General features: G+C 68.8%; 24 protein-coding genes. 11 read left to right on the top strand and 13 right to left on the bottom strand.

What is annotated here, in order from left to right:
* Positions 1 to 16: 16 nt before the first annotated feature.
* Entirely contained in the window at positions 17 to 1,456 is a 1,440-nt protein-coding gene (locus tag AB5I40_RS34860) for a class I adenylate-forming enzyme family protein (RefSeq protein ID WP_370934423.1), read from the bottom strand.
* A gap of 188 nt (positions 1,457 to 1,644) precedes the next feature.
* Here AB5I40_RS34860 and AB5I40_RS34855 point away from each other — a divergent pair, with 188 nt between their 5' ends.
* The 4 genes from AB5I40_RS34855 (at position 1,645) to AB5I40_RS34840 (ending at position 5,554) form a co-directional block, all read left to right on the top strand.
* Entirely contained in the window at positions 1,645 to 2,886 is a 1,242-nt protein-coding gene (locus AB5I40_RS34855) for a PucR family transcriptional regulator (protein ID WP_370934422.1), read from the top strand.
* A gap of 201 nt (positions 2,887 to 3,087) precedes the next feature.
* A complete protein-coding gene (locus AB5I40_RS34850; protein ID WP_344271141.1) occupies positions 3,088 to 3,372 on the top strand; it encodes a hypothetical protein in 285 nt (94 codons plus the stop codon).
* A gap of 84 nt (positions 3,373 to 3,456) precedes the next feature.
* Positions 3,457 to 4,209: an SDR family NAD(P)-dependent oxidoreductase gene (locus AB5I40_RS34845; RefSeq protein WP_370934421.1), complete on the top strand. Its 753-nt coding sequence runs from the start codon at positions 3,457 to 3,459 to the stop codon at positions 4,207 to 4,209.
* 487 nt (positions 4,210 to 4,696) lie between these two features.
* On the top strand, positions 4,697 to 5,554 hold the full coding sequence (locus AB5I40_RS34840; RefSeq protein ID WP_370934420.1) for a LysR family transcriptional regulator: 858 nt from the start codon (positions 4,697 to 4,699) through the stop codon (positions 5,552 to 5,554).
* Here AB5I40_RS34840 and AB5I40_RS34835 read toward each other — a convergent pair.
* From AB5I40_RS34835 to AB5I40_RS34815, 5 genes are all read right to left on the bottom strand, one after another.
* A complete protein-coding gene (locus AB5I40_RS34835) occupies positions 5,508 to 6,263 on the bottom strand; it encodes a hypothetical protein (RefSeq protein WP_370934419.1) in 756 nt (251 codons plus the stop codon). The two genes, AB5I40_RS34840 and AB5I40_RS34835, sit on opposite strands and share 47 nt — an antisense overlap.
* Positions 6,264 to 6,563: 300 nt before the next feature.
* A complete protein-coding gene (locus tag AB5I40_RS34830; protein WP_370934418.1) occupies positions 6,564 to 7,073 on the bottom strand; it encodes an isochorismatase family protein in 510 nt (169 codons plus the stop codon).
* Between the two features lie 217 nt (positions 7,074 to 7,290).
* Positions 7,291 to 7,593 (bottom strand): hypothetical protein, encoded by a 303-nt coding sequence (locus AB5I40_RS34825; protein WP_370934417.1) that lies wholly within the window; start codon positions 7,591 to 7,593, stop codon positions 7,291 to 7,293.
* A 567-nt stretch (positions 7,594 to 8,160) separates the two neighbouring features.
* Positions 8,161 to 9,240, bottom strand: coding sequence for a glycoside hydrolase family 3 N-terminal domain-containing protein (locus AB5I40_RS34820; RefSeq protein ID WP_370934416.1), 1,080 nt, complete (start codon positions 9,238 to 9,240; stop codon positions 8,161 to 8,163).
* An 89-nt stretch (positions 9,241 to 9,329) separates the two neighbouring features.
* Complete coding sequence (locus tag AB5I40_RS34815; RefSeq protein WP_370934415.1) at positions 9,330 to 10,238, bottom strand: ABC transporter permease; 909 nt, start codon at positions 10,236 to 10,238, stop codon at positions 9,330 to 9,332.
* A gap of 58 nt (positions 10,239 to 10,296) precedes the next feature.
* Between AB5I40_RS34815 and AB5I40_RS34810 the strand changes: the two genes are divergently transcribed.
* The gene (locus AB5I40_RS34810) at positions 10,297 to 11,625 is read left to right on the top strand and encodes a class I adenylate-forming enzyme family protein (RefSeq protein ID WP_370934414.1); all 1,329 of its coding nucleotides are present in this window, start codon (positions 10,297 to 10,299) and stop codon (positions 11,623 to 11,625) included.
* Here AB5I40_RS34810 and AB5I40_RS34805 read toward each other — a convergent pair.
* Positions 11,615 to 13,213 carry a chloride channel protein gene (locus tag AB5I40_RS34805; protein WP_370934413.1) on the bottom strand — a complete coding sequence of 533 codons (1,599 nt, stop codon included), beginning with the start codon at positions 13,211 to 13,213 and terminating at the stop codon, positions 11,615 to 11,617. The genes AB5I40_RS34810 and AB5I40_RS34805 overlap by 11 nt on opposite strands.
* Positions 13,210 to 13,653: a MarR family winged helix-turn-helix transcriptional regulator gene (locus AB5I40_RS34800; protein ID WP_370934412.1), complete on the bottom strand. Its 444-nt coding sequence runs from the start codon at positions 13,651 to 13,653 to the stop codon at positions 13,210 to 13,212. The genes AB5I40_RS34805 and AB5I40_RS34800 overlap by 4 nt, the downstream gene beginning before the upstream one ends.
* A gap of 250 nt (positions 13,654 to 13,903) precedes the next feature.
* Here AB5I40_RS34800 and AB5I40_RS34795 point away from each other — a divergent pair, with 250 nt between their 5' ends.
* The gene (locus AB5I40_RS34795; RefSeq protein WP_370934411.1) at positions 13,904 to 14,956 is read left to right on the top strand and encodes a reverse transcriptase family protein; all 1,053 of its coding nucleotides are present in this window, start codon (positions 13,904 to 13,906) and stop codon (positions 14,954 to 14,956) included.
* Between the two features lie 10 nt (positions 14,957 to 14,966).
* On the opposite strand, the gene AB5I40_RS34790 is transcribed toward AB5I40_RS34795, so the two are convergent.
* Positions 14,967 to 15,422 (bottom strand): hypothetical protein, encoded by a 456-nt coding sequence (locus AB5I40_RS34790; RefSeq protein WP_370934410.1) that lies wholly within the window; start codon positions 15,420 to 15,422, stop codon positions 14,967 to 14,969.
* A gap of 1,426 nt (positions 15,423 to 16,848) precedes the next feature.
* Complete coding sequence (locus AB5I40_RS34785) at positions 16,849 to 17,043, bottom strand: hypothetical protein (protein WP_043832747.1); 195 nt, start codon at positions 17,041 to 17,043, stop codon at positions 16,849 to 16,851.
* A gap of 312 nt (positions 17,044 to 17,355) precedes the next feature.
* Here AB5I40_RS34785 and AB5I40_RS34780 point away from each other — a divergent pair, with 312 nt between their 5' ends.
* Positions 17,356 to 18,294, top strand: coding sequence for an MCE family protein (locus tag AB5I40_RS34780; RefSeq protein WP_370940678.1), 939 nt, complete (start codon positions 17,356 to 17,358; stop codon positions 18,292 to 18,294).
* On the opposite strand, the gene AB5I40_RS34775 is transcribed toward AB5I40_RS34780, so the two are convergent.
* Entirely contained in the window at positions 18,284 to 19,153 is an 870-nt protein-coding gene (locus tag AB5I40_RS34775) for a class I SAM-dependent methyltransferase (protein WP_370934409.1), read from the bottom strand. The genes AB5I40_RS34780 and AB5I40_RS34775 overlap by 11 nt on opposite strands.
* A 46-nt stretch (positions 19,154 to 19,199) precedes the next feature.
* Positions 19,200 to 19,619, bottom strand: a complete 420-nt coding sequence (locus AB5I40_RS34770; RefSeq protein WP_370934408.1) for a PaaI family thioesterase — start codon at positions 19,617 to 19,619, stop codon at positions 19,200 to 19,202.
* 83 nt (positions 19,620 to 19,702) lie between these two features.
* Between AB5I40_RS34770 and AB5I40_RS34765 the strand changes: the two genes are divergently transcribed.
* Positions 19,703 to 20,155, top strand: a complete 453-nt coding sequence (locus AB5I40_RS34765) for a MarR family winged helix-turn-helix transcriptional regulator (RefSeq protein ID WP_370934407.1) — start codon at positions 19,703 to 19,705, stop codon at positions 20,153 to 20,155.
* A gap of 234 nt (positions 20,156 to 20,389) precedes the next feature.
* On the opposite strand, the gene AB5I40_RS34760 is transcribed toward AB5I40_RS34765, so the two are convergent.
* Entirely contained in the window at positions 20,390 to 21,304 is a 915-nt protein-coding gene (locus tag AB5I40_RS34760; RefSeq protein WP_370934406.1) for a proteasome assembly chaperone family protein, read from the bottom strand.
* Positions 21,305 to 21,477: 173 nt separating this feature from the next.
* On the opposite strand from AB5I40_RS34760, the gene AB5I40_RS34755 reads away from it, so the two are divergent.
* The 3 genes from AB5I40_RS34755 to AB5I40_RS34745 all read left to right on the top strand — a co-directional run bounded on the left by AB5I40_RS34755 (position 21,478) and on the right by AB5I40_RS34745 (position 24,334).
* Complete coding sequence (locus AB5I40_RS34755) at positions 21,478 to 21,990, top strand: PH domain-containing protein (protein WP_370934405.1); 513 nt, start codon at positions 21,478 to 21,480, stop codon at positions 21,988 to 21,990.
* Between the two features lie 74 nt (positions 21,991 to 22,064).
* The gene (locus AB5I40_RS34750) at positions 22,065 to 23,516 is read left to right on the top strand and encodes a PH domain-containing protein (RefSeq protein ID WP_370940677.1); all 1,452 of its coding nucleotides are present in this window, start codon (positions 22,065 to 22,067) and stop codon (positions 23,514 to 23,516) included.
* A 62-nt stretch (positions 23,517 to 23,578) separates the two neighbouring features.
* Positions 23,579 to 24,334: an IclR family transcriptional regulator gene (locus tag AB5I40_RS34745; protein WP_370934404.1), complete on the top strand. Its 756-nt coding sequence runs from the start codon at positions 23,579 to 23,581 to the stop codon at positions 24,332 to 24,334.

Genomic DNA, 24,334 nt, shown 5'->3' with positions numbered 1-24,334 from the left:
TCTCTTGAGAGCGGAATCAGCTCGCGGCGGCGAGTTTGCGGCGCAGCGCCGGTTTGTCGATCTTGCCGACTGGATTCCGCGGCAGCGCGGGCACGATGTCGATCCGCACCGGCACCTTCACCCGCGTCAGCCGGGCGCGGCAATGCTCAAGCAGCTCGGCCTCGCTCACGACCGCCGCCGGGTACAGCGTCACGGTCGCGACCGGCAGCTCGCCGAGCACCGGATGCGGCGCGCCGACCACCGCGGCTTCCAGCACCGCCGGATGTGCGTGCAGTGCGTTCTCGATCTCCTTGGGGTAGAGGTTTTCCCCGCCCCGGATGATCATGTCCTTGATGCGGTCGACCAGGACGAGGTAACCGTCCTCGTCGAACCGCCCGACGTCGCCGGTGTGCAGCCAGCCGTCGACGATCGTCGCGGCGGTGGCCTCGGGCCGGTTGAGATAGCCGCGCATCACGTTCGGGCCGCGGACCACGACCTCGCCGGGACCGTCGGTCAGCCTGCCTCGCGGATCCATCAGCGCGACTTCCTGACCGGGCAGCGGACGCCCGACAGTGCCCGGTTTACGCGGCCCGGCCAGCGGATTCAGCGTCGACGCGCAGCTTCCCTCGGACAGTCCGTAGCCCTCGACGACCACCACCCCGAACCGTTGCTCGACCCGCTGGATCAGCTCGGCGGGCATCGGCGCGGCACCGCAAACCACCAGCCGCAGCGACGAAGTGTCCGGCCGCACGGTGTCCGGGAGACCCGCCAGCCGCGCGTAAATCGCTGGCACGGCTGAGAAATACGTCGGACGGACCCGTTCGATGGTGTCGAAGAAGTCGTCGGCGCGGAATCTCGCGGTGATGGTCGAACGGCCGTCGGCGAGCAGGGGTGCGAGCACGCTGACCACGATTCCGTTGACGTGAAACAGCGGCAAGATCAGCAAACTGTGGTCCGCTGGGCCGAGTTCGAGCGCGTCGACGATCATTTCGGTCATCGCTCGCACGTTGGCGTGGTCGAGCACGACGCCCTTCGGCTGTCCCGTCGTGCCGCTGGTGTAAATGAGCAACGCGACAGCCTGCTCGTCGTCGACCACCGGCCCCTCGTCCGGCGCGGCCGTCGCCAGTTCCTCGAGCCGCACCGTAACCAGGTCCGAATCCCCTTGTCCCACCACGACTTTCGCTTGCGCGTCTGCGATCTGGAACGACGCCTCGCCGTCGGTCAACTCCGGATTCACTGGCGTGACGGCAGCACCGAGCCGCCAGGCCGCGAACAGCACCACCGCGAACTCGACCCGATTCGGCAGCAGCACCGCGACAACGTCGCCCGCGCCGACCCCTCGAGCCCGCAACGCGGCAGCCGCGCTGCGCACCCGCACCGCGAATCCGGCGTTGCCGAGTTCGCCGTGTTCGTCAGCGAGACAGGGCAGGTTCGGGTTCCGCCGGGCTCGTTCTTCAGGCAGCGCCGCGAGGTGCATCGTCGAAGTCCTTTCCCAGGGCGGCTCAGGTGGGAAATGACGGTAAGGACGGGCAGTGACCCAAGCCATAGGCCGCAGAACCGAAGGCTGCGCCGGTCGTTGTGCCGGGGTCACAACCGCCTGCACCGAGGGGGTGAACGACGCCGCTCGCCTGTCGCCGGGGCGGTCCGGTGGTTACCCTGACCGCCATGTCCGACGCCGTCGACGCCGTCGTGGCCGAGATCGCGCACGCCATCGACGCCGACCTCGCCGCCCGCACCACCGAGCTCACCGACTGGTTCGTCGAGATGATCCCGGAGTTCCGGCATGACGAGACCGTCCGGAAGCTGATGATCGCCAGCACGTCGGCGAATCTGGTCGCGATCCTCGACATGCTGTCGCATTCCATCCCGCTCGACCGGATCACGGTCCCGCCCGCCGCGGCCGAGTACGCGCGCCGGTTCGCCCAGCACGAGCTGTCGCTGGAAGCCCTGCTCCGGGCGTACCGGCTCGGCGAGCACCGGTTCGAACAGTGGGCGATCGAGGCGCTGGAGCGGCAGCCGAACATCGACACCCAGCTCGCGCTCGCCGTACTGGCCGAGCTGTCCCGTCGCACGAACCGCTACATCGACCAGGTCATCGAGGGCCTCATCGACATCTTCGAGACCGAACGCCGGCGCTGGAGCAGCCGCACCGGAGCCGCGCGGGCGGCGCAGATCCGGCTGGTCCTCGATTCGGACACGCTGACCGAGGACGCCGCACAGCAGCTGATCGCCTTCCCGATGCGGCAGTGGCACCGCGCGGCCGTCGCGTGGCTGCCCGCCGAGGGCGCGGGCGAACTGCAGTCCGCGGCCCGGCTGCTACAGGAGGTGTGCGGGCGCGGTCCGGCGCTCACCATGCTGGCGGACGACCGCACTCTGTGGAGCTGGACAGTCAGCACGGAACGCGACGACATCGAGGTCGACCGCCTCCGCTCCGGCGTCACCGACATCGGCGGCGGCCTGCGACTGGCTCTGGGCGCGCCCGGCTACGGACTGTCCGGATTCCGCGGTTCGCTGCGCGAGGCGGTCCGGGCACGGGCCGTCGCGGAGACCAACGAGGACCAGAGCCAGAACGTGGTGCTGTTCGACGACGTCGCGATCGCCGCACTGCTCACCGAACAATCCGACGACGTCTACCGCTGGATCGCCCGGGTGCTCGGAGACCTCGTCGCCGACGATCCCGGCACTGAGCAATTGCGCGAGACGCTGCGAGTCTTCCTCGACACCGACGGCAGCTACACGCATGCCGCCGCCCGGCTGCACCTGCACAAGAACACCGTCCACTATCGCGTCCGCAAGGCCGAGGAACTGTGCGGACGACCGCTCGCCGAACACCGGCTGGAAATGGAAGTCGCCCTGCGTGCGGCCACTTTGCTGCGCAAGCGGCTGCCGTGGAACGAACCCGGCTGACCCGTCTGTCCATTGTGGATTCTTTTGCCTTCTCGCTTCGCCGTGTTAGCCTGTCGCCGTGCTGCGCCTCATGACGTCCGAGCGACTCGTAACCCAGCGCGCCGGCTGAACCAGGCTGCCGGCGTGCAAGCTGGCGTACGCCTTTTCTTTCTCCGGGACCTGGCCCTCTTCCCGCCGGACCCTCTTTCCTGGAGAAACGCCATGTCCCTGAGCACCTTTTCCTCCGCCCCGTACACGTCCGCCCCGGCCATGCTGGTCCGCCGCCGGATCGCGACGTATTTCGTCGGCGGCATCGACCAGATCCCCGGCTTGGTCGCCACGCTGACCCAGCACGGGAAGCTGATCCACGAGCTGTCCGTCGACGTCCGCGAGGGGGTCCGGGAAAGCAGCATGGTCAGCACCGTCCTGGTCAGCCCCGACGCGCTCGACTCGCTGCTGGACGCCCTGCGCGACCTTTCGTCGGTGGTCTCCGCTGAGCTGGCCTGACCTTGGGGGCCACCCCCTCGCCGGCGACCGGCCGACGATCCCGCTCAGACTGGGGTCTCCCCACCCAGCGAAAGGGCACCCCATATGCGATTGGCCGACAAGATCACCCTGATCACCGGCGCCTCGAGCGGAATGGGCCGGGCGGCCGCCCTCACCTTCGCCCGCGAAGGCGCGACCGTCGTCGTCACCGACGTCGAAGACGCTGACGGCACCGCCGTAGCCGAGGAGATCCGCGCACTCGGCGGCCAGGCCGAGTACCGCCGCCTGGACGTCACCGACGAAGACTCCTGGGCAGCTGTCCTCGCCGCCGTCCTGGACCAGCACGGAAAGCTGGACGTCCTGGTCAACAACGCCGGCATCAGCGGCACCTTCGACCCGGATCTCACCAGTACGGCCTTCTACGACCGCCTGCTGCAGGTGAACGCCCGCGGGGTGTTCCTGGGCATCAAGCACGGCGCCACCGCGATGTCCGGCAGCGGCGGCGGCTCGATCGTGAACCTGACCTCGATCTCAGCCTCGATCGGCCAGATCGGCGTGCACCTGGGATACGCCGCGTCGAAGGGCGCGATCAAAGCGATGACGACCACCGCGTCGGTCCACTACGCGAGCGACGGCATCCGGGTCAACGCGGTAGCGCCCGGCCTCCTGCCGCCGATGCGCACCTCCCGCGGCTCGACGGACCCGGTGTGGCGAGCGAAGCAGGTGGAGGGCGTGCCGATGGGGCGGACCGGGGAGGTGCAGGAGGTCGCTGATGTGATTCTGTTCCTGGCTTCCGCGGAATCCTCGTACGTGACCGGGGTGGAGATCCTGGTGGATGGCGGGTATACGGCTCAGTAAGACTCTGTCGGCTCCGTCGACACCGTCGGCTCTGTCGGCACCATCAGCCCTGTCGGCACCGTCGGCCCCATCAGCCCTGTCGGCTCTATCAGCCCTGTCGGTTTTGTCGGCCCTGTCGGCTCCCTGGGGCTCCCGCGGAATTCAGCGGGAGCCCCATGCGCTTCGGCGGGTCCTACTGGGTGCCGTCCGCCGGTGCTCCCTACTTCCCCAACTCCGATTGGCGAGCCCACCGGGAGGCCCCGCCCCGGCCAACCATGAGACCCGGCGAGGTATCCCCACGAGCCGTCCACCTCGCTCCGACCCCTCCGCGTCTCACCGCCGAACCCTTCACCCGCGGCCCGCGGCGAACCCACCGTCTCCCGCTCCGGCGCACCATCGGCCCAGCTACCGTGACTCCCGCCTCGGTCTAGATCCGCCGTCGCGATCCGAGCCGCGCGGTACGTTCAGCGAACACCACTCTCCCGGTGGCGAGACGGAGGCGAAGCCGATGGAACTGAGGCAGGTAGAGCATTTCCTCGCCGTAGTCCGGCACCGCAACTTCACTCGCGCCGCCCAGGACGTGCACGTCGTGCAGTCCGCGCTCAGTGCGTCCATCCGAAAACTGGAAGCCGACCTAGGCGCGGAACTGTTCGACCGCACCACCCGCCGGGTGACGCTCACCCCCGCAGGCGAGGCCCTGCTCCCGCTGGCGCACCAAATCACCGCGAACGTCGACTCCGCCCGCGGCGAGGTAGCCGCAGTGACCGGCCTCGCGCGCGGCCGGGTATCGATCGGAACCATCCAGACTCTGACCGTCATCGACCTCCCCGCGAAGCTCGGCGAATTCCGCGCGCGCTACCCAGGAATCCGGCTGCGCGTCCGGGAAGGCACGATCCCCGGACTGACCGCAGCGGTGTCCGACGGCGAACTGGATCTGTCCTATGTGGGCGGTCCACTGCCCGAGGATTTGGCCGAATTCGCCAGCTGGCAGCAAAACCTGGTCCTGCTCACCCACCCCGGACACCGCCTGTCGCCCCGCCGCCGAGTCCGGCTGGCAGAGCTGGACAGTGAACCCTTCGTAGATTTCACCGGCAGCGGCCTGCAAGCCCTGGTCGACCGCGCCTTCGCCGAAGCCGGAGTCCGCCGCGACCAGGTATGCGAGGCGACGAACGTCCCGCTGCTAGTCGACCTGGTCGCAGCCGGCCTGGGCGTCACCGTGGTCCCAGAACAAGTAGCCGCGAAGTCCGGCCTGCCATTCGCCCACCTAACCCAGCCGACGCTGGCCCGCACGATCTCCCTGACCGGCCGCTCGGCAAACCTCACCAACCCGGCGGCACGGGCCCTGCTGGCCCACCTCCTCGCCTGACTCCACGCACCGGCGCGAGCACCAGCGCGAACCCCACCAACCCCAACACCATCGCGACGGTCGTCAGCCCGGTAATCCCGGCGACAAACGCCAACGCGAACGCGCGCCCGCCAAACCGCCGCAGCAACCGGACAACATCGCGAGTCGCTCCGTCGACCGACTCGGCACCGGCCGCCGAGTTGACGACCGCCGCCGACTGGGCACCAGCGGCCGAACTGCCTCCCGCCGCCGAGGCAGCAATGGCCGCCAGATTGACGCTCGCCACTGGCTCGACATCGGCCGCCGAATTGAGGCCAGCCACCGAATCGCCACCGGTCACCGAATAGCCGCCCGCCTCCGAATTGCCGCCAGACACCGACTTGCCGCTCAGTGCCGACTTGCCGCCCGTCACCGACTTGCCGCTCGGTGCCGAGTTGACGTTGGCTGCACCGCTCGCGCTGGCCACCGATTCGGCAGCGGCGGGCCGGTTCAGCCCGGCAGCCGAGTCAAGGCTCTCCACCTCGACGCCCGCCACCGAGTCGGCATCGGCTGCCGGACTCTCTCCGACTGACAGCTCGACACCAGCCGCTGGGTCGACGCTGGCCACCGACCCAACGCTCGCCACCGAGTCGACACCGGCCGCCTGGTTGACGCTCGCTGCCGAATCGACGTCGGGTGCCGCGTCGGTGCTCGCCGTCAGCTTGGCGTCGGCCACCGTGCTCTCGCTCACCGCGCCGAGGGCAACGCCGTCCTGTGCGTCATGACGACCGTCCGCGTCTCCCCCGGCAACAAGGCCAGTCTCGGTGTCGGCGGACCGGTCCGCCGACACGCCACTATCGAGGTGCGGGTCGTCGTTTCGGGCTGGATCCTCGGCAGAGTCGCCAGGCGCAGACGTCATGGGCTGAGTATTGGCTCGCCTCGACCACGCAGTCCAACACCTGTTTTCGCTGCGATTCAGCGATGAAATCGATCGGCCCGCGCAGGTACAGCGAGTCGGCAGTTGCCCATCGGCGCGACGGGCACCCAGGGATCAGGCGAAGACCACCTCCTCGCTTCCGACCAGCTTCACGCCTGCTGCGGACAGTTCCTCGTCCACCCGGGCGCTCTCCTCCGCGGCGGAGAGTTCGTCGTCGTAGGTGGCGTGGGCGTCTTGGACCAGCGTGACCTCATGACCGCGTTCGAGGGCGGCCAAAGAAGTGGCCCGGACACAGAAGTCGCTCTGCATTCCGGCCACGACCAGCGGGGCTGATTCCGGAAGCAGGGAACCCAACGGGGTATCGGCGAAAGAGTCGGGTGTCTGTTTGTCGACTATGTGCTCGCCTGGGCGGACGTCGTGCACCAGTTCCCAACCGGAGGTACCCGGCACGTCAGGGTCGTCGCCGGTGCCGTTGTTCCGGATGTGCACCACCTGGGCACCCGCGGCTCTCGCCCGCTCCAGGACACACGAGATCGCGGCGGAGACTCGGTCGGCATCGGGCACTGGGGTGGGCGGGAGAAGCATGTTGTTCTGGACGTCGATGAGAAGCAGCAGGGGAACCATGCCGGAAGCATCTCAGCGGGCACCGACAAAAAACGGGGTTCGGCGTTCGCCCACAGGGATGAACACGGAGCAAATGACGGTGCAGTCGGGATCATCCCGGGGCGGGGCAGGGCCCGTACTCGGCGTGGCGACTGCCCGCCACGGTCTGGCAGTGCCCTGACGACCCGGTGTCTGGCAGCGTTTCTTCAGCAGCCATCCACTCTTCGGCGGCGCTGGACTACGAGTCTCGCCGTTCCCGCGCGGAATCCTCCTGCACTGACGGTCGCGGGTGCGGCATCGGACGCTGCCGGGCGACCGGGTAGCGCGCCAGGGGGTGCGCCTCGTCCAGTCGGTGGCGGGCGCGGCGGGGCACGTCGTCCGACGGGGAGACCCAGCGGCGCATCGAGTCGTCCCGCGGGGAGGCGGACAGAGGCTTCGGCGGCGGAACAGCAGAGCGACGCCGGGCGGCGCGGCGCAGGAACACCACGGCCAGCACCACGAACACCGCGGCGACGGCCACCAGGAGCCACCAAGCTTGCATTCGTCCTCCCGTCGTGGGTGGGTCGCACGCAAGGGTGCCCGTTCGGCCCGCCGACAGCGCGATGTCCACACCGCTGGGTGCCACCGGAACGGGGGGTTGTTTGCTGGATAATCGCGGAGGGCGGGTCGGGTGCCGTGCAGGTCCGGGCTATAACGTCGCCAGCCGGGGCCGCGCGACGACCAGGTTCGCATTTAGCGCGAAGGAAGGACACCGCTGACTTGCTGCTGTGCCGCCGAACTGGACGGCGAGACATATCGAGAGCGGCCCGTTCAGCGAAGTGCACCGGGAGCGGTCGCGGCGGGGCCGATCGAGAGCGGGATCCAGTGCTGCGGCAAAGCACGCCCAAGGCCAACGTTGAGAACATTGCCGCGCACCGAAGCGGACCCGGGACGGGATCCGTGGTCCTGCCGGTCGGCACGGGAGACCAGCAGCAATGACTCGAGGCAGAGCACGTGGGCCTCAGCAGCAAGCAACTCGGCCCACGTCGGATAGAAGCTCACCGCGCCGGCAAAGCTCGCGGAACGCAAACACCTCGCCAAAGCACCGGCAACCTCACGACCAGAGCCGTCACTTCACCCCATCCCGCAACGCCGACACCCGCTCCACCGCCGCACTGAACTCGCCGCTCGGCAGGGTCCCGTCCGACAATCCCGCGGCCAGCGACGAAGCGGCATCATCCCCCTGGCTCACGTCCCGAGCGGAGGCCAGGATCAAATCCATCCCCGCCTTGGCCGCAAGCACCGCGCGGTTGCCCGGCCCGCCATAGGACTTCAGTGCGCCGGCTTCCAAAGCGTCCGTCACGGTCACCCCGGCGAACTTCGTGCCGTTTCGGAGTTCTTGCACGGCCGTCGGCGAGAGTCCGGCGGGGCGGGAGGCGTCCAGAGCCGGGTACACGGCCCACGAGAGCATCACCAGCTTCACCCCCGCGTCGACCACCAGGTGGTAGGGAGCTTCGTCCTTGGCGCGCAACTCGGGCAAAGGCACGTTCAGCGTTACCGGGCCGACGTCGGTGTTGCTTCCAGCTGGGACAGCGCCCAGGCCGGGGAAATGCTTGGCTGTCGCGGCGACTCCGGCGGACTGCTGCGCGGTCACGAAATCCCGGCCCAGCGCCCCGGCCACCTGGGGGTCCTGGCTATAGGAACGGCCGTACTTGTCGATGAAATTGCCCGGTTGGCGGTAGACATCCAACACTGGCGCGAGGTTCACGTTCATGCCCACCCCTGCCAGGTTCTGGCCCGCACCGGTGCCAGCGGCCTGCGCTGCGGCCGACGGGTTCGCGGCCGACGCGACCTGCTTCTCCGACCGGACCGGCTCGCCGGGCAAGCGCCGGACTTTGCCGCCTTCCTGGTCGGTCATCAGCAGCAACGGACGATGTACCGGGCTTTGCGCGTTCGCGTCCCGTAATTGTCGTACGACGCCGGTAATCTGCTGAGTACTTGAGATGTTCTCGCCGAAGAAGATCACGCCCGCGGCTTCTCCGGCGCGGATTCGTTGCAGCAGAGCGTCGGGCGGGGTCAGGCCGGGATAGGAGTAGATCACCCGCTGTCCGGCCAGTTGCCGCGGGGTGAGGTCGGCGGGAGTGGCGGCGACCGCGCTCGTCGCGAGCACCGTCACGCCCAGAGCCAGCAATGCCTTCCGACGCTTCATGTGGCCTCCGTTCGCGCGCGGGTCGTGGGACCACGCTAAACCCCGGCGGGCAGGCGTGCTCAGCAGGCGAATGGAGTCCTAAGTGGACATCAGACCCAGTAGGCGACCCGGGCTCGGTAGTTGCGCAGCACCAGCAACGCCAGCGCCCAGCCGACCACGGTCACCACGCCCGCGACCAGCCAGTGCGTCCAGCTCTGCTGCTGCCCGACCAGCGGCGCGCGCACCAGCTCGACGAAGTGGTACACCGGGTTGAGCTGCAGCAAATTCACCGCGACAGAACCGAAACCTTCGTGCGAACCCTGATTCATCGCGCGCACCTGGTCCATCGACCACATGATCGGCGTCGCGTAGAAGAGCATCGTGATGAAGCTCTGGATCACTGGCGGGATGTCGCGGAACCGCGTGGACACCACCCCGAACAGCAGCACCACCCACGCGCCGTTCAGCAACACCAGCGCCAGCGCGGGCACCGCGAGCAGCATTCCCCAGCCGAGCCCGGGGTGCAGGAGCGCGCCTGCCTTGTCCACCAAGCGGTACGGCTGCGAGAGCTTCCCGAAGAAAATCGCCAGCACCACTACGTACACGACGAGGTTGTGCGCCAGGTACAACGCCTGCCGCCACACCGTGCGCAGCGCGTACACCGACACCGGCGCGGGAAGCTGTTTGATCATCCCTTCGTTCGCGATGAACGTTTCCGAACCCTCAACGATGCAGCCGTTCATGAAGTTCCACAGGATGAGCCCGGTGGTGATGCTCGGCAGCAACGTCGAAATCGAGGTGCCGAACAACGCCGAGTTGACCACGCCCAGGGCGAGCGCGGTCACCGCCATCCCGACAGTGATCCACAACGGCCCGAGCGACGAACGGCGGTAGCGCTGCTTGATGTCCTGCCAGGCGAGCAACGCCCACAGTTCCCGGGCACGCAGTCCGGCCTGCAGGTCGGCAAGGGCGCGACGCCAGCTTCTCGGGTCCGCGTCGATCGCGGGCGGAGCGGTCATGACAGCGAATCTAGCCGCGATCGCCTTTCCCGGCCAACACGCGACTACGGTGTGCCGCGTGAGCTTTTTCCTGTCCCGCGTCCTTTCCGCACTCCGCGATGGCGGCGACACCGTGCTGTTCCACCACGACGACACCATGATGACGTACCGGGCGGCGTCCGAGCTGCTGTCGCGGCTGTACAGTGGCCTCGCCGAGATGCGCGGCATGGTGGCGATCGACGCCGCCAACCGGCCGGAAGTGGTGCTGGCCCAGCTTGCCGCGCAGTTGCGAGGGCTGGAAGTCGTGCTGATCGCCGCGTCCGCGAGCCGTCCGGCGCGGGCGGCGACGCTGGCGGCCACCGGGGCGACTTTGCTGACTGACGCCGAACTCGACACGCTCGCCACCGCACGTCCGTCCACTCCGGACACACTGCCGAATCGCGTCACGGCGATTTTTCCCAGTGGCGGCACCACTGGAACCCCGAAACTGATCCGGCACAGCGGAATCTACGACGGCGTGGCACACATCTTCCAACCGGACGGCACCAAAACCGCCCTCGTGACCGCGCCGCTCACGCATATGACTGGCAACGCCGCCGTCCTCGGTGCACTCTGCTGCGGCAACACTGTTGTGCTGCATCGGGAGTTCACCGCAGAGAAGCTGCTGGCCGATGTGGAGCGTCACCGCATCACGACGCTTTCTCTTACCCCGCCTCGACTTTACGCAGTGCTCGACCATCCTGATATGTCCACAACGGACGTAGCAAGCGTACAGCAGCTCTCCCTCGGAGCCGCGCCGTTGCCGCCCCGGAGGCTAGCCGAGGCACTCAAGGTGTTCGGCCCGGTCGTCGGACAGGGTTACGGGCTCACCGAAGCACCGATGATCGCCAGCATCTCCGCGGACGAAGTCCTTGCCCGGCCGGAACTTCTCGGCTCCGTCGGCCGCATCGTGCCCGGCATGGAAGCCCGGACCGAGAACGGCGAGGTACTCGTCCGCGGACTGTCCATGATGGACGGCTACCACGGGCAGCCGCCGATCGGCGACGGCTGGCTGCGCACCGGCGACCTCGGCCGCTTCGACGAAGACGGTTACCTCTATCTAGAGGACCGGATCGACGACGTCATCGTCACCGGCGAGCACGGCACGAAGGTCTCTTCGACCACAGTGGAGCATGCCCTCCTCAGCCATCCCAAGGTGAAAGCCGCCGCAGTCGTCCCAGCAGCCGGGCCGGACGGAACCCTTCTGCACGCAGTGGTGGTCGCCGACAACACAACCGCTGACGAACTACGCGACCAGGTCCGCGAAGAACTGGGCGGCGAGCACTTCGTACCGTCCACTGTGGAGTTCCGGGATGAGCTGCCGCTGACCCCAGTGGGCAAAGTGGACAAACAACGGCTCAAGCGCTGACCGACGGACCCAGCAGCCGTTCCCGATGATGCTCCTCGTGCAGGTCTCGCCGTCGCGCGTGCAGCAACTGCGCCAACGTCACCTTGCCGAGCACCCGCGAGGGGTCATGCCGATCGACCACCAACGCCTGCGTCGTGTGTCCGAGCGCCAGTTCGTTCGCGACGTCGCGCAGAGTGTCGTCCGCGAATACAACGACATCCGCCGACATCTGCACATCCGGTTGGTGCGTCATCACTTCATGGACGAAGAACGTCTCCAGTGGATCAGTCGTGTACTCGCGAGTGAGGTGCAGGCGTCGGCGCGCGATCTTCTCCGTGAGCACAGAACGCTTGAGCAGCAACACCGATAGGGCGTACGCCGAGAACGACGCGACAACGAGCGGCAGCAAATAGCTCCACGCGTGAGTCAGCTCCAAAGTGAACACAATGCCGGTGAACGGCGATCGCATCACGCCGCCGACCACCGCGGCCAGCCCGCACGTCGCCCAGAATCCGGGCGCGACCTGGGGCAGCAAACCGCCTTCCGCGGCTCCCAGCGCGGCACCGATCATGAACACTGGCGCCAGCACGCCGCCAGAAGTCCCGGATCCCAGTGACAGCGCCCAGATCAGCGTCTTCACGACCAGAATTCCGACGATCAGCGACGCGGTCGCGTGTCCGGTGAGCAGTGTGTCGATCACGTCGTAGCCGACGCCGAGGGCGTGCGGTTCGATCAGGCCGCCGATGCCGATCACGAGGCCGCCGATCGCGGGCCACCACATCCAATGCACAGGCAGCCGCGCGAAAAGATCTTCGGCGAAGTAGACGAGCGCGGTCGCGCCGATCGCCAGCAATCCGCCGGTGAGGCCGGGAATGAGCGCGAGACCGTCTGCGGCGGGGCCGGGGTTGGACCCGGTGAACGGGACCCCGAAAACCGGTCCGGTACCGAGCAGGAAACCGCGGCACACCGTCGCGACCGACACCGCGGCCGCCACTGGCACGAGGCTGCGCGGCCGCCATTCGAAGAGCAGCAGTTCGACCGCCAGCAGAACGGACGCGAGCGGCGCGTTGAACGTCGCCGCCATCCCGCCCGCGGCACCGGCGACGAGCAGCGTCTTGCGTTCGTCCGCGGAGAGTTTTAGCAGCTGCGCGAGGATCGAACCGACCGCGCCGCCGGTCATGATGATCGGCCCCTCGGCGCCGAACGGGCCGCCGGTGCCGATGCTGACCGCCGCCGAAACCGGCTTCAGCACCGCGACGCGCGGGGCCACCCGGCTGCCGCCGGTGAGGATCGCTTCGATCGCCTCCGGCATGCCGTGGCCGCGGATCTTCTCCGAGCCGTAGCGCGCCATCAGCCCGATCACGAGCCCGCCGACAACCGGTGCGAGCAGCACGAGCCACCACGGGTGATGCTGCGCGCCCGGCGCGACGAGATCCGTGGCGACGCGTTGGTAGAAGACCAGGTTGGTGATCAAGCCGATGAGCTTGAGCAGTGCGAACGCCGCCACCGCCGCCGCGCCGCCCACCGGCAGCGCGATCGCGGTGATCAGCAGCATCCGCGGATTGACTGCGAAGTCGCCGAGGTGCGCGGCCCGCGCCGGGATCTTCACAGCCGGCCCGGCCCGGCCGTGGGCACACCGGGTGCCGATTCCGCCGCCGCGACCAGGTCGCGAACCGCCGTCGAGACCGCCTGGCTCCGCTGGGCGGGCACCTCTGCCAGCAGCTCGGACAGCGCGCGGTGGCGTCGATCCACGACACCCGCGACGACCTCGCGCCCGGCAGCGGTGACCTCGATCGTCACCACCGTGCGGCGATGCTCGTCCTCGCCGCGCACGACGTACCCGTGCGCTTCGAGCTTGTCGGCCAGCCGCGTGACCGACGAGGCGTTGACGCCCATCGCCTCGGCGAGCCGCGAGCACGGCACGCGTCCCAGGCTGTCGAGCACCACGAGCAATCGCACCTGCGGGAAGGTGACGCCGCGCGGGGCGGCGTGCGCGCTGTCCCAGGCCACGGCCACGAGCACGCGAGTCAGCCGCTCGAGATCGGTCACTTCGTCCGGCAAACCTTGCATAGTGCAAAAGTTGCTATAGACAAGGCTCTGGGTCAAGGGTGTGCTCGGTCACGGGGGCCTTCTCCCGGCTGCCCGTTTTGTCGGTGATCTTGGCTAGGGTGGCGGTTGAGCGACGCGGAGGTGAGCCGGTGGAGACCCACCCACTCCGGGGCAACCCCGGGGAGCAGCACGACACGTACCCACAGCGCCCCGCGCAGCGGCGGCACGCTCCGCGTGCGAGACAGCGCGGATGAACGGAGAACGAGTCGCCTCCGCGTCGCTCCTCGAACCGATGCCGGTGTGGCGCTGGCCGGTCGCCCGGTGGACGACGTTCGACGAATGCGCCGCCGCCCTCGACCTCACCGTCGGCGAACTGGCGTGGTTCGCCGACGAACGCGGCTGGCACCGGCGGTCCCGGCCGGTGTTGCGGCACTACAGCTACCGCTGGATCCCGACAGCCACCGGCGGCGCGCGGCTGATCGAACGACCGAAGCCCCGGCTGGCCGAGGTGCAGCGCCGCGTCCGCAGGCACGTGCTCGACGCGCTGCCGGTCCACGAGGCCGCGCACGGTTTCCGTCGCGGCCGCTCGATTCACACCTGCGCCCGCCCGCATGCCGGACAGGACCTGGTGGTGCGGCTCGATCTGGCCGGCTTCTTCCCGACGGTCCCCGCGTCCCGCGTGCGGTCGCTGCTTGACCTGGCCGGGTATCCGCCAGCCGTCGCCGCCGCGGTCGCCGGAATCCTCACCACCCGCACGCCGGTCGACGTCCTGCGTTCCGCGCCCGCCCGGTCGAGGATGCTGAGCCACCTCGCCGGCACGCATCTCCCGCAAGGCGCTCCGTCGTCGCCGTCGGTAGCGAACGCGGTTGCCCATCGCTTGGACCGGCGGCTTTCCGGGCTCGCCGCCGTGCTGGGCGCGAACTACACCCGTTACGCCGACGACCTCGCCTTCTCCGGTGACGCGAGCCTGCCGCTGCATCGCCTGTTGCCCGGCGTCCGGAGGATCGTCACTGACGAGGGCTTCCGTCTGCGCGACGACAAGACGTCCGTGAAACCGGCCTACCGGCAGCAACGCGTCGCGGGCCTGGTGGTGAACGCCGCGCCTGCCGTCGCCCGCTCCGAGTACGACGAGCTGCGGGCGGTGCTGCACAACTGCGTCCAGACCGGCCCAGCTCCGCAGAACCGTGCTGGGCATCCGGATTTCCGCGCGCACCTGCTGGGCCGGATCGCGTGGATCAGCGCCACGAACGACACTCGCGGCGCGAAATTGCGCGGCCTGTTCGCCCGGATCGACTGGTCGTGAACGCGGTGGTTCAGACCGATAACAGGCTGAGATTCCGCTCCATCTCGGCCCACCATCCGGCCGCCGGAACATCCCTCGGCTGAATCAACGAGGCTTTGACCAGAATGTCCGGCCGGTTTTCTCGCCAAGCGTAGGAAAAAAGCTCGTCATAATGCACCCGCGGAAGCCACCCCTGTTCCCGGCCCGCTTCCAAACGCATGAGCTGCCGAGCAAGATCCACGCTGCTTCGCTCACAACTGCGAAACGCACTGGAAAATCGTTGCACGCCTGCCGCGTCGCCCCGCCGAAACGCCTGGCAGGCAAGGAAAAGCGCGGTCACGGCGAGGACATCCGACCGATGCACCCCGCCCTCCGCCGCCAGATGTTCCGCCAGCTGAAAACTGCGCTTCCGCCGTCCCCGGCGCACCATTTCCGCCAGCGCTCGCTGCTGACGAGTGAGATATTCGTCTTCCCGCAGGTACTGCACAGCGTTTCCTCCCCTGCGCCCGGTCCCGACCCAGGCCGCTTCCCGGTACAGGATGCTCCACCAGAGTGACAGATACGTCGGCGGCACTCGGCCGTTCGGAGCAAAATATCACCCAGGGGCATCGACAGTACCCGACCGCGCAAGCTCGGGAATTCTTTGTTGTTCCTTTGAAATCGGGGGTCTCGGTGCGGTTCGCGCGGGTTCTCGGGGCGGGTCGGTTTCCGTATCGGTTCCCGGGGATGGGTTGGGTTGCCGACGTGAATGGGGCGAGTGACTGCGGAATCCGCATCTTGAGGCGAGTGACCCGAGTGGACACTCCGTGCGCGGAGAGGCGCGGCGGTCGCGAATCGCTTTCATGCCAAGGGTTGTTTCCGCTCAAACGGAGCAGGCCTCCGGGCGACTCGGGCTCCGGGGGCCTTGGGGCGGGAGGTATTTGAGTGTGATTTCCGGTGATGATTTCACCCGTTCGGCCCAATCGGGCGCGTGGGAGTGGGGTGGGCAGGCTGCTCTGAGGTGAGCGCGGCGATCGAAGGGCGGATCGGCTCTCTTTTCGGGGCGGCCGCTGACTCCTGCGGGTTCGGCTCGGCAGCGAGGTCCGGACTCCGGCTGCGGGCAAGGTCGGGACTCGGCTCGGCAACGCGGTCAGGACTCCAGCTGCGGGCAAGGTCGGGACTCGGCTCGGCAGCGAAGAAATCCGACTGAGGTTTTCTCAGCAGCGCACGGCGCTTCTCGCGCCACCCGACCGGCCCGGCGCACGATGCCGCGGTCCGTGAGGGGAACCCTGAGGGAATCAGAGTTCCTCAGGGTTCCCCTCACGGACTTTCGCAGGCGCACAGAGCCCGCCTCGCCCAGGCGGCACCTGGCGCGACTCGACCACGCTCGGCCGGAATCGACGGTGATCGGCCACGCCCCGGCGATGCCCGGCCCGGCTCGACCGGGCTTAACGGTGATCGGGCGAACCTGGCCGTGACTACTCGTGCCCGGCCGTAATTGGCCAACTCGCTGCCCGGGCGAGCCCGGCACCCCCCTCGCTGCCCGAGCGAGCCCGGCATCCCCATCCGCCGCAAGATCGTTTCTGCCCCATGCCGGGGAACTTCCCGCCCGCCAGAGCCGAAACTCCTTCACCGCACACCGAACCCACGCGGCCGCCCGTCAGGTTCTCCGGTCTATCCGGCTGCCCCGCCGGGGCTTCCCCAGTCCGCCGGAGCCGAAACCCCTCGCCACAGGCCACACGGCCCGGCTGCCGCCGAGCCGTTCAACTCGTTGTCGTTCAGCCGCGGTCAGCCTGGCCCTCCCCAGGGTCAGGCTGACAGAACCCGTGACCGGTCCGCACACCGGTCACGGCGTGTTCGTCCCCGAACTCCTCAAAGCACCTCGAAACAACCCCGCGACACCCTTTGGGCCCGCGGACGGGAACCGAAGTGCTTCAGGCGACCTCGGTCCGGCTGCCGCCGGGGGCGTGGAGCCCCAGCATGTCCAGCAGCAGGGCGCATTCCTGCGCGTCCTTGGCCCTGGACGCGACGGCCAGCGCTGCCTTGCGGCGGCGTTCCTCCTGCCGGGTCGCGTCCGTGTCGTCCACGAGGTCTGGCGCCGGGTGCAATCCGGTGGTCAGGTCTCGCATGGTGGCTCCTCCCCGATCGGCGTCGGCGCGGGTTTTCCGCGCTCGCTGCACACCCCTTCAACGGCCGAACCGCACCGGATGTTCCGATGACTCCGGTCACGTCGGCCGGTCAGGCCAGGATGGCACACGACGGGAGCGGCCGGTGCGGCAATAAAAAAGGGGGCGTGCGCAGGGCACGAGCGCGAATAGTCCTAAGTGGACACAAGGCAAAAGCGCCCATTCGGGTGGCGTGGGTGGCCTCACCCGGCTGGGCGAGCCACTATCCACGCTGTGCATCCCGACCGGCGCCCCCTGCGCACCGCTCTCGTCGGGATGACTGTGCTCGTCCTCGGCGTCCTCACCGCGCTTCGAGCACCGGATCTGCCGATCATCGGCGACGGCACCGCGTATGCCGCCGAGTTCAGCGAAGCCGCTGGGCTCGCTACCGGCAACGACGTCCGGATCGCCGGGGTGAAAATCGGCCGGGTGGCCGAGGTTTCCCTCGACGGTGCGTCCGTCCGGGTGTCGTTCCGGGTATCCGGCGCGTGGCTCGGCGACCGGACATCGGCCGCGATCCGGATCAAAACGGTGCTCGGGCAGAAGTATCTCGCGCTGGACCCGGTCGGGGCCGGGTCGCTCGATCCGGATACGCCGATTCCGCGTGACCGGACCACGGTTCCGTATGACGTGCTGCCCGCGTTCCGGCAGCTGGCCACGACCGTCGACGCCATCGACACCGACCAACTCTCGCGCAGCTTCCAGGCCATTTCCGAGACCTTCGCGCGTACGCCCGCCGACGTCCGCGCGACACTGACCGGGCTTTCGCGGCTGTCCGACTCCCTTTCGACCCGCGACGCGAAACTGGCTCACCTTTTAACGCAAGCGCGCACGATTTCCGCCACGCTCGCCGACCGCGACGCTCAGCTGACCCGGCTTCTCACCGATGGCAACCAGCTGCTGGACGAGGTGAGCAAACGCGAGTCGGCCATTCAGGCGCTGCTCAGCGGAGCCCGTCAGCTGGGCGTCGAGGTATCCGGGCTTGTCGCCGACAACGATCGCGAGCTCGGCCCGGTGCTCACCCAGCTCGACCGGCTCACCGCGCTGCTCGAACGAAACCGCGCGGCACTCGCCGAAGGAATCCGGAAACTGGCCCCGCTCGTCCGGTTCGCCGCGAATCTCACCGGAAACGGCCGGTGGATCGACGGCTACCTGTGCGGCCTGATCCTTCCCGCGATCGGACCGCTGAACGAACACGGCTGCTTCAGTCCATGAGCCCGGGACCGCCGGTGATGCGCACGGTGACCTGGTTGTCGTTGTATGTGTAGGCCTCGTAAGTGAACTCGACACCGGTCTTCTCGACGTGCTCGGTCCACGCCCGGTACTCGTGCCGCTTCCAGCCGGGGAAGTTGAAGAACTCGTCGAAGTGCACGATGCTGCCGACGCGCAGCCGCGGGCCGACGTTGTCCAGCACGGTCTTCGCGGAGCTGTAGAGATCGCCGTCGACATGCAGGAAATCGACCGGACCGGGGTGCTTCTCCAAGAACCCGGGCAGGCTGTCGGAGAACAGGCCGACGACCAGTTCGGCTCCCGGCACGTCCGGCAGGTCGTCGCGGGCGAAGGCACCGGCGGGCATGCCGTTGAGCCACGCCTCGGGCAGGCCGTCGAACGAATCGAAGCCGTACACCTCGGTCGCGTTGCGCGCGGCCGTGATGGTGCGCAGCGTGTTGCCGGACGCGACCCCGAACTCCAGCGCCATCCCGCCGGTGGGCGCGAGGGAAAGCGCGTACTGCAGCGTTTCCTTGGGACTGCCGAAATGCTGCGCGCCGACCAGGCTTTCGCGCGCGAAGACGTTGCTCTCCAGCGCCGCGTCCTGGTCGCCGGCGTACACGATGTCGCGACGGCTGCGGATTTCGAACTCGACCACGCGGTCCAGCAGCCGATCCCCCTGCCGGACGACCTCGGAGCGCAGTTCTTCGCGCGTCCGCTCCAGTTCCGCGCGCAGTTCGGCGAGCTGGTCGGTGTGCGGATCGTGCAGCCGGGCGGCGGCCCGGCGCAGCACCAGGCCGGCCTTCCGGCGCAGCGCAGGGCCCAAAGTCCTTGTCGTCAGCCGATCTTGGCTTTCCTGGTTCATTCCGGGACGATAGCCGACAACCGGACGCCGCCCCGAACTGCCTGGTTTACCCGGGAGTAGCCGACCGCCGGACCACCGCGGATCCCTGCGCGGCCGCACACAGCGTCGACTTTCCTTCTCTGTCCACTGTGTACAGATCGCAGCGGCAGGTGGCTCGCGAACGACTCGCTTGGACGACCGTTGCTTCCGCGCGCAGCAGCACGCCGTCGGCAGGGACGAGGTAGTCGATGGAGAAGCCGCTCGTGAGCAGCTGCGGGCCGAGCACCGTTCCGGCCGCGAAGGTGAGCGCGTTGTCCGCGGCGTAGGCGAGGACGCCGCCGTGGAGGTACCCGTTCTGCTGCCGGAGGTCGTCGCGGACATCCAGCTCCAGCACCGCGCGGCCGTCGCCGAACTCCTCGACTCGCGCGCCGAGCAGGACGCTGAACGGTTGTGCGGCGAGTCCGGCGCGCGCGAAGTCCAAGTCCATTCCCAGCCCTCACTTCAGTAGTGAAGTACTTCAGTAGTGAAGTGAGGATGGCGGCGAGGAGAGATCACTGTCAAGATCCCCGCATGGCCGCCGACGAACGTCTTTTCTTCCTGCTGCAGAGCGCGGCGCACCGGCTGCGCGTCGAAGGCGACCGGCGCTGCCTCGCCGCGGGCGGCGTGACGACCGCGCAGCTCGGCGCGCTGCTCGCGGTGCACGATCAGCCTGGGCTCACCCAGCGGGAACTGGCCGCCGAGCTGGGCCAGCGCGAATCCGCGATCACCGCGATGACCGGACGGCTGATCGACGCCAGGCTGATCGTCCGGCAGCCGCATCCGCGGCAGCACCGGGCGCTGGTGCTGGACCTCACCGCCGAGGGAACCGCGACGCTGGCCCGGCTGCGGCCGGTGATCGAGTCGTTCAACGGCGAACTGCGCGCGCTGCTCGGGGACGCGTTCGGGCCGACCAGCGAGGCGCTGCGGCATTTGGCGGGGTGGCCGGGTCCCGCTGTGGTTGTCCGTGAGGGGAACCCTGAGTGACTCTGATTCCGTCAGGGTTCCCCTCACGGACGGCGGCGGAAGCGTTAGGGGCACGTCCGGGTGCCCGGGCCGACCGCGCACCGGCTAGCTTCACCAGATGTCACCTGCCACACCCGTCCCCGCCGCCTTCCGGCAACGTGCGGGCCGCACCATGTCCGGCGTGGCGATCATGACAGCCCGGCTCTGGTGGGCCTGGCAGACGGTCCGATCCGCAGGCGTCGCTTACCTTTCGGCTCAGCGTTCGGAGCCGTCCCCGCCCTGTTCCGCGAGGAACCGTTCGAACTGCGAGCCCAGTTCGTCCGCCGTCGGCATGTGTTCCTGCGATTCGGCGAGCAGGCTGTGCCCGGACGCTTCGGTGAACGTGTCGTACTGACGCTCCAGCGCGCGCACCACGTCGGCGGATTCGTCGGATTCCGCGACCTGGCGGTCGATTTCCGCCTTGGCCACCTCGGCCGCGGTGCGCAGTTCGCCGTCGGGCAGGCGCAGGCCGGTGGCCTTGCCGACGGACTCGAGGATCGTCAGCGCGGCGGCCGGGTAGGTCGACTGCGCCAGGTAATGCGGCACGTGCGCGGCGAAGCCCATCGCGTCGTGGCCCCATTCGCCGAAGCGGTACTCCAGCAGCGCGGCGATGCTGCCCGGGACCTGCATGCGGTTGGGCAGCGGCTGGTGCTCGCCGACCAGGTGCTCGCGGGTCGCGTGCGCGGTGACGCCGAGCGGGCGCGTGTGCGGGGCTCCCATCGGAATCCCGTGGTAGCCCACGGTCAGCCGCACGCCCCAGCGCTCCACCAGCTGCCGCACGGCGGCGGCGAACAGCTCCCATTCGCGGTCCGGCTCCGGGCCGGACAGCAGCAGGAACGGGATCCCGTCGTCGTCGTGCAGCAGGCGCACGACCAGTTCGGGGGCCTCGTATTCCTCCCAGTGGTCGACCGCGTAGATCATCGTCGGGCGGCGCGACCGGTAGTCGATGAGCCGGTCGACGTCGAAGCGCGCGATGACGCGGTTCTCGACCTCGCCGGCGAGGTGGTCGGTGACCAGCTGCCCGGCCGAGCCCGCGTCCATGAAACCCTCGAAGAAGTGCAGGAGCACGGCTCCGTCCAGGTCAGGGACGTCCGAGTCCACCTCGTACAGTTCCTCGGGATCGAGTCCCACCGGATCCTCCTGCTGCTCGCTTGCACGGACGTACGCGGTACAACGCGGCCCGGCTGCGAATCCATCCCGCGCGCGGCGAAAATAGTAACGCCCCGCACTCAATGGCCACCCGGATCGGGGCATCGTGACACTTGTCGTGGGCATCGGCGCGTCCGGTCGGGCACTCTGAGCAGGTGAACACCGAGGAATCCACCACTCTGCAACTGCGGCTGCGCCCGCCCGAACACCGGGTGAGCCGCCGGGCGATCGGCCATTGGGCGGCGTCGGCCGGGGCAGGCTGGCTGGTCGTGCTCGCCGTGCAGGCGGTGGTGGTCGCGACCGCGGACGACCCGCCGTCGTGGCTCCCGGTGACGCTTGTGCTCTCCTGCGTGCTCGCCCCGCTGCACTTGCTGGTCATGCCGCAGTGGCGCTACCGCGTGCACCGCTGGGAAGTCACCGGTGAAGCGGTCTACACCCAGTCCGGCTGGCTGAAGCAGGAGTGGCGGATCGCGCCGATCTCGCGGATCCAGACGGTCGACGTCGAACGCGGCCCGCTGGAGCAGCTGTTCGGGCTGGCCCGGCTCACCGTCACGACCGCGTCGGCCGCCGGGCCGCTGCGCATCTCCGGACTCGACCGCGAGGTCGCGGTCGAGCTCGCCGACGAGCTGACCCGCACCACCCAGGCCGCGCGCGGGGACGCGACGTGAACGCCACCGCACCGTCGGCTCCGGTCGCCGCCGAGGGCACCGGCGACGCGCCCTGGCATCGCCTCGATCGCCGGATGTTGTTGATCCGCCCGTTTCTCGACCTGGTCAAGTCCCTTCCGGTACTCGTTGGCGCACTGCTGCTCGGCCACGGGAATGACTGGCAGTGGATCGGTCTCGCCGCCACCGCGGTGACGATCGGCACCGGCATTTCGCACTGCCTCACCTCGCGCTACCGCGTCACCGCGACCCAGATCGAATGGCACACCGGATTGCTGCTGCGCAAGCAACGTGCGATTCCGCGCGATCGAATCCGTACCGTAGACGTGGTTTCGGAACCGAAACATCGGCTTTTCTCGCTTTCCGCGGTAAGAATCGGTACCGGACGGCACGAACACGGAAAGGGACCGGGCAAGGACCAGCTGGTGCTCGACGCGGTCACCCGCGCCGAAGCCCAGCGGCTGCGGACCCTGTTGCTGCACCGGAAACCGGCCGAAGCCGAGGCACCGCAACCGCCGGAGTCGCTCGTCGCCGAGGTCGACAAGCGCTGGGTGCGGTACGCGCCGTTCACGCTGTCCGGGCTCGCCGTGGTCGCGGCGATTCTCGGCACCGTCTATCACTTCGCGCACGAACTGCACTTCGATCCGACGAGTTTCGGGCCGCTTCGCGACCTCACCGCCCGCGCGCTCGAACAACCGGTGTGGCTCACCGTGGTGCTGGCGGCGGCCGGACTGTTCGTAGTGGTGGCAGTGCTGTCCGTCGGCGGATACGTGTTGTCGTTCTGGAACTTCCGGCTCACTCGCGAACCGGGCGGCACGCTGCACATCCGGCGCGGGCTGGTCACGACGCGGTCGGTGTCGATCGAGGAAGACCGGTTGCGCGGCGTCGAGATCAAGGAACCGTTGCCGCTGCGGATGGTCGGCGGCGCGAAGTGCGTCGCGGTCGCGGCCGGACTGCGCGAGGGCAAGGGCGCGGACCGCGGCGGCGGCCTGCTGCTGCCGCCCGCTCCGGCCGCGAAGGCCAGGGAGATCGCGAGCGAGGTGCTCGGCGAGGACTTCGCGAAGGTCCCCCTCGTGCGGCATACCCGGCGCGCGCTGACCCGCCGGATCACCCGCGCCGTCTTCGCCGTGCTGGCGCTGTCGGCCGCGTTGTTCGCGCTGGCCCGGCTCGACGTACTGCCGGAATGGCCGTGGCAAGCCGCACTCGTGCTGCTGCCGTTCGCCGTGCTGGTCGGGTTCGACCGGTACCGCGCGCTCGGCCACGCCATCACCGGCCGGTTCCTGGTGACCCGTTCCGGGTCGCTGGCCAGAGCGACGGTCGCGGTCCGGAGCGACCGGCTCACCGGCATCGTCGTGCAGCGGTCGCTGTTCCAGCGGAGGGCCGGGCTCGTGACCGTCATCGCGCCGGTCGCCGCCGGACGCGGGCATTACCGCGTGCTGGACGTCGAGCAGGGCGCCGGGCTCGCGCTCGCCGACACCGCCGTGCCCGGATTGCTGACACCGTTTCTCGCGGTGCCGGACAAACCGTGAACTGTGGTAATTTACCGACGCGTTCGTGACTGAATTCGGTGAACTCGCGAAGAGGTTTCAGGATGTCTGAACCCGGGCTCCGCCGCACGGCCGGTGCCAACAGTTCCCGGAAAGTGCTCCAGCTGCTGCTGTCGTTCACTGAACAGCGCTGGGAAGCCAGTGTGGCGGAACTCGCCAGCGTGATCGGCAGCCCGGTCGCGACCACCTATCGCTACGTGCAACTGCTGAAGGAACTGCAGTTGCTCGAAGAGTCGCGGTCCGGGCGCTACCACGTCACCAGTCGCGTGATGCCGCTCGCGCGCGCCGCCCGGCTCGCGAACGACCTGGCGCGGATCGCGCGGCCGACGATGGAGGAGGCCGCGCGCGAACTCGGCGAGACGATCCTGCTGTTCCAGCACTTCGGCGATTTCGCGGTGTGCAGCGACCGGGTGGAATGCGACCGCGCGATGCGGTTCACGTTCCAGCCGGGGCATTCCATCCCGCTCGGCGTCGGCGCGACCGGGAAGATGCTGCTCGCCCTGCTGCCGGACGGAGAACGCGAACGCCAGGCCGCCCGGATCGCCGACGAACGCGGCACCGAGGTGCGCGACGCCCTCAAGCACGCGCTGGCCAACCGTTACGCGCAGAGCTGGGGCGAGATCGAGGACGGCGTGTGGGCGTGCTCGGTGCCGGTCGACGCGGACCGGCTCCGGCCGAGCGTGCTGAGCCTCGTCGGGCCGGCCACGCGCGTCGGCGACACGGAGCGCGAACGGGCGATCACGGCGTTGCGCGGCTACGCGGAGCAGATCGGAAAGGCGATTTCCGAATACTCGGTGTAG

This window comes from Amycolatopsis sp. cg13 (assembly GCF_041346965.1).
Taxonomy (GTDB): domain Bacteria; phylum Actinomycetota; class Actinomycetes; order Mycobacteriales; family Pseudonocardiaceae; genus Amycolatopsis.
The sequence above is the reverse complement of the archived record's forward strand: the minus strand, read 5'-3'. Positions and strand labels throughout refer to the sequence as shown.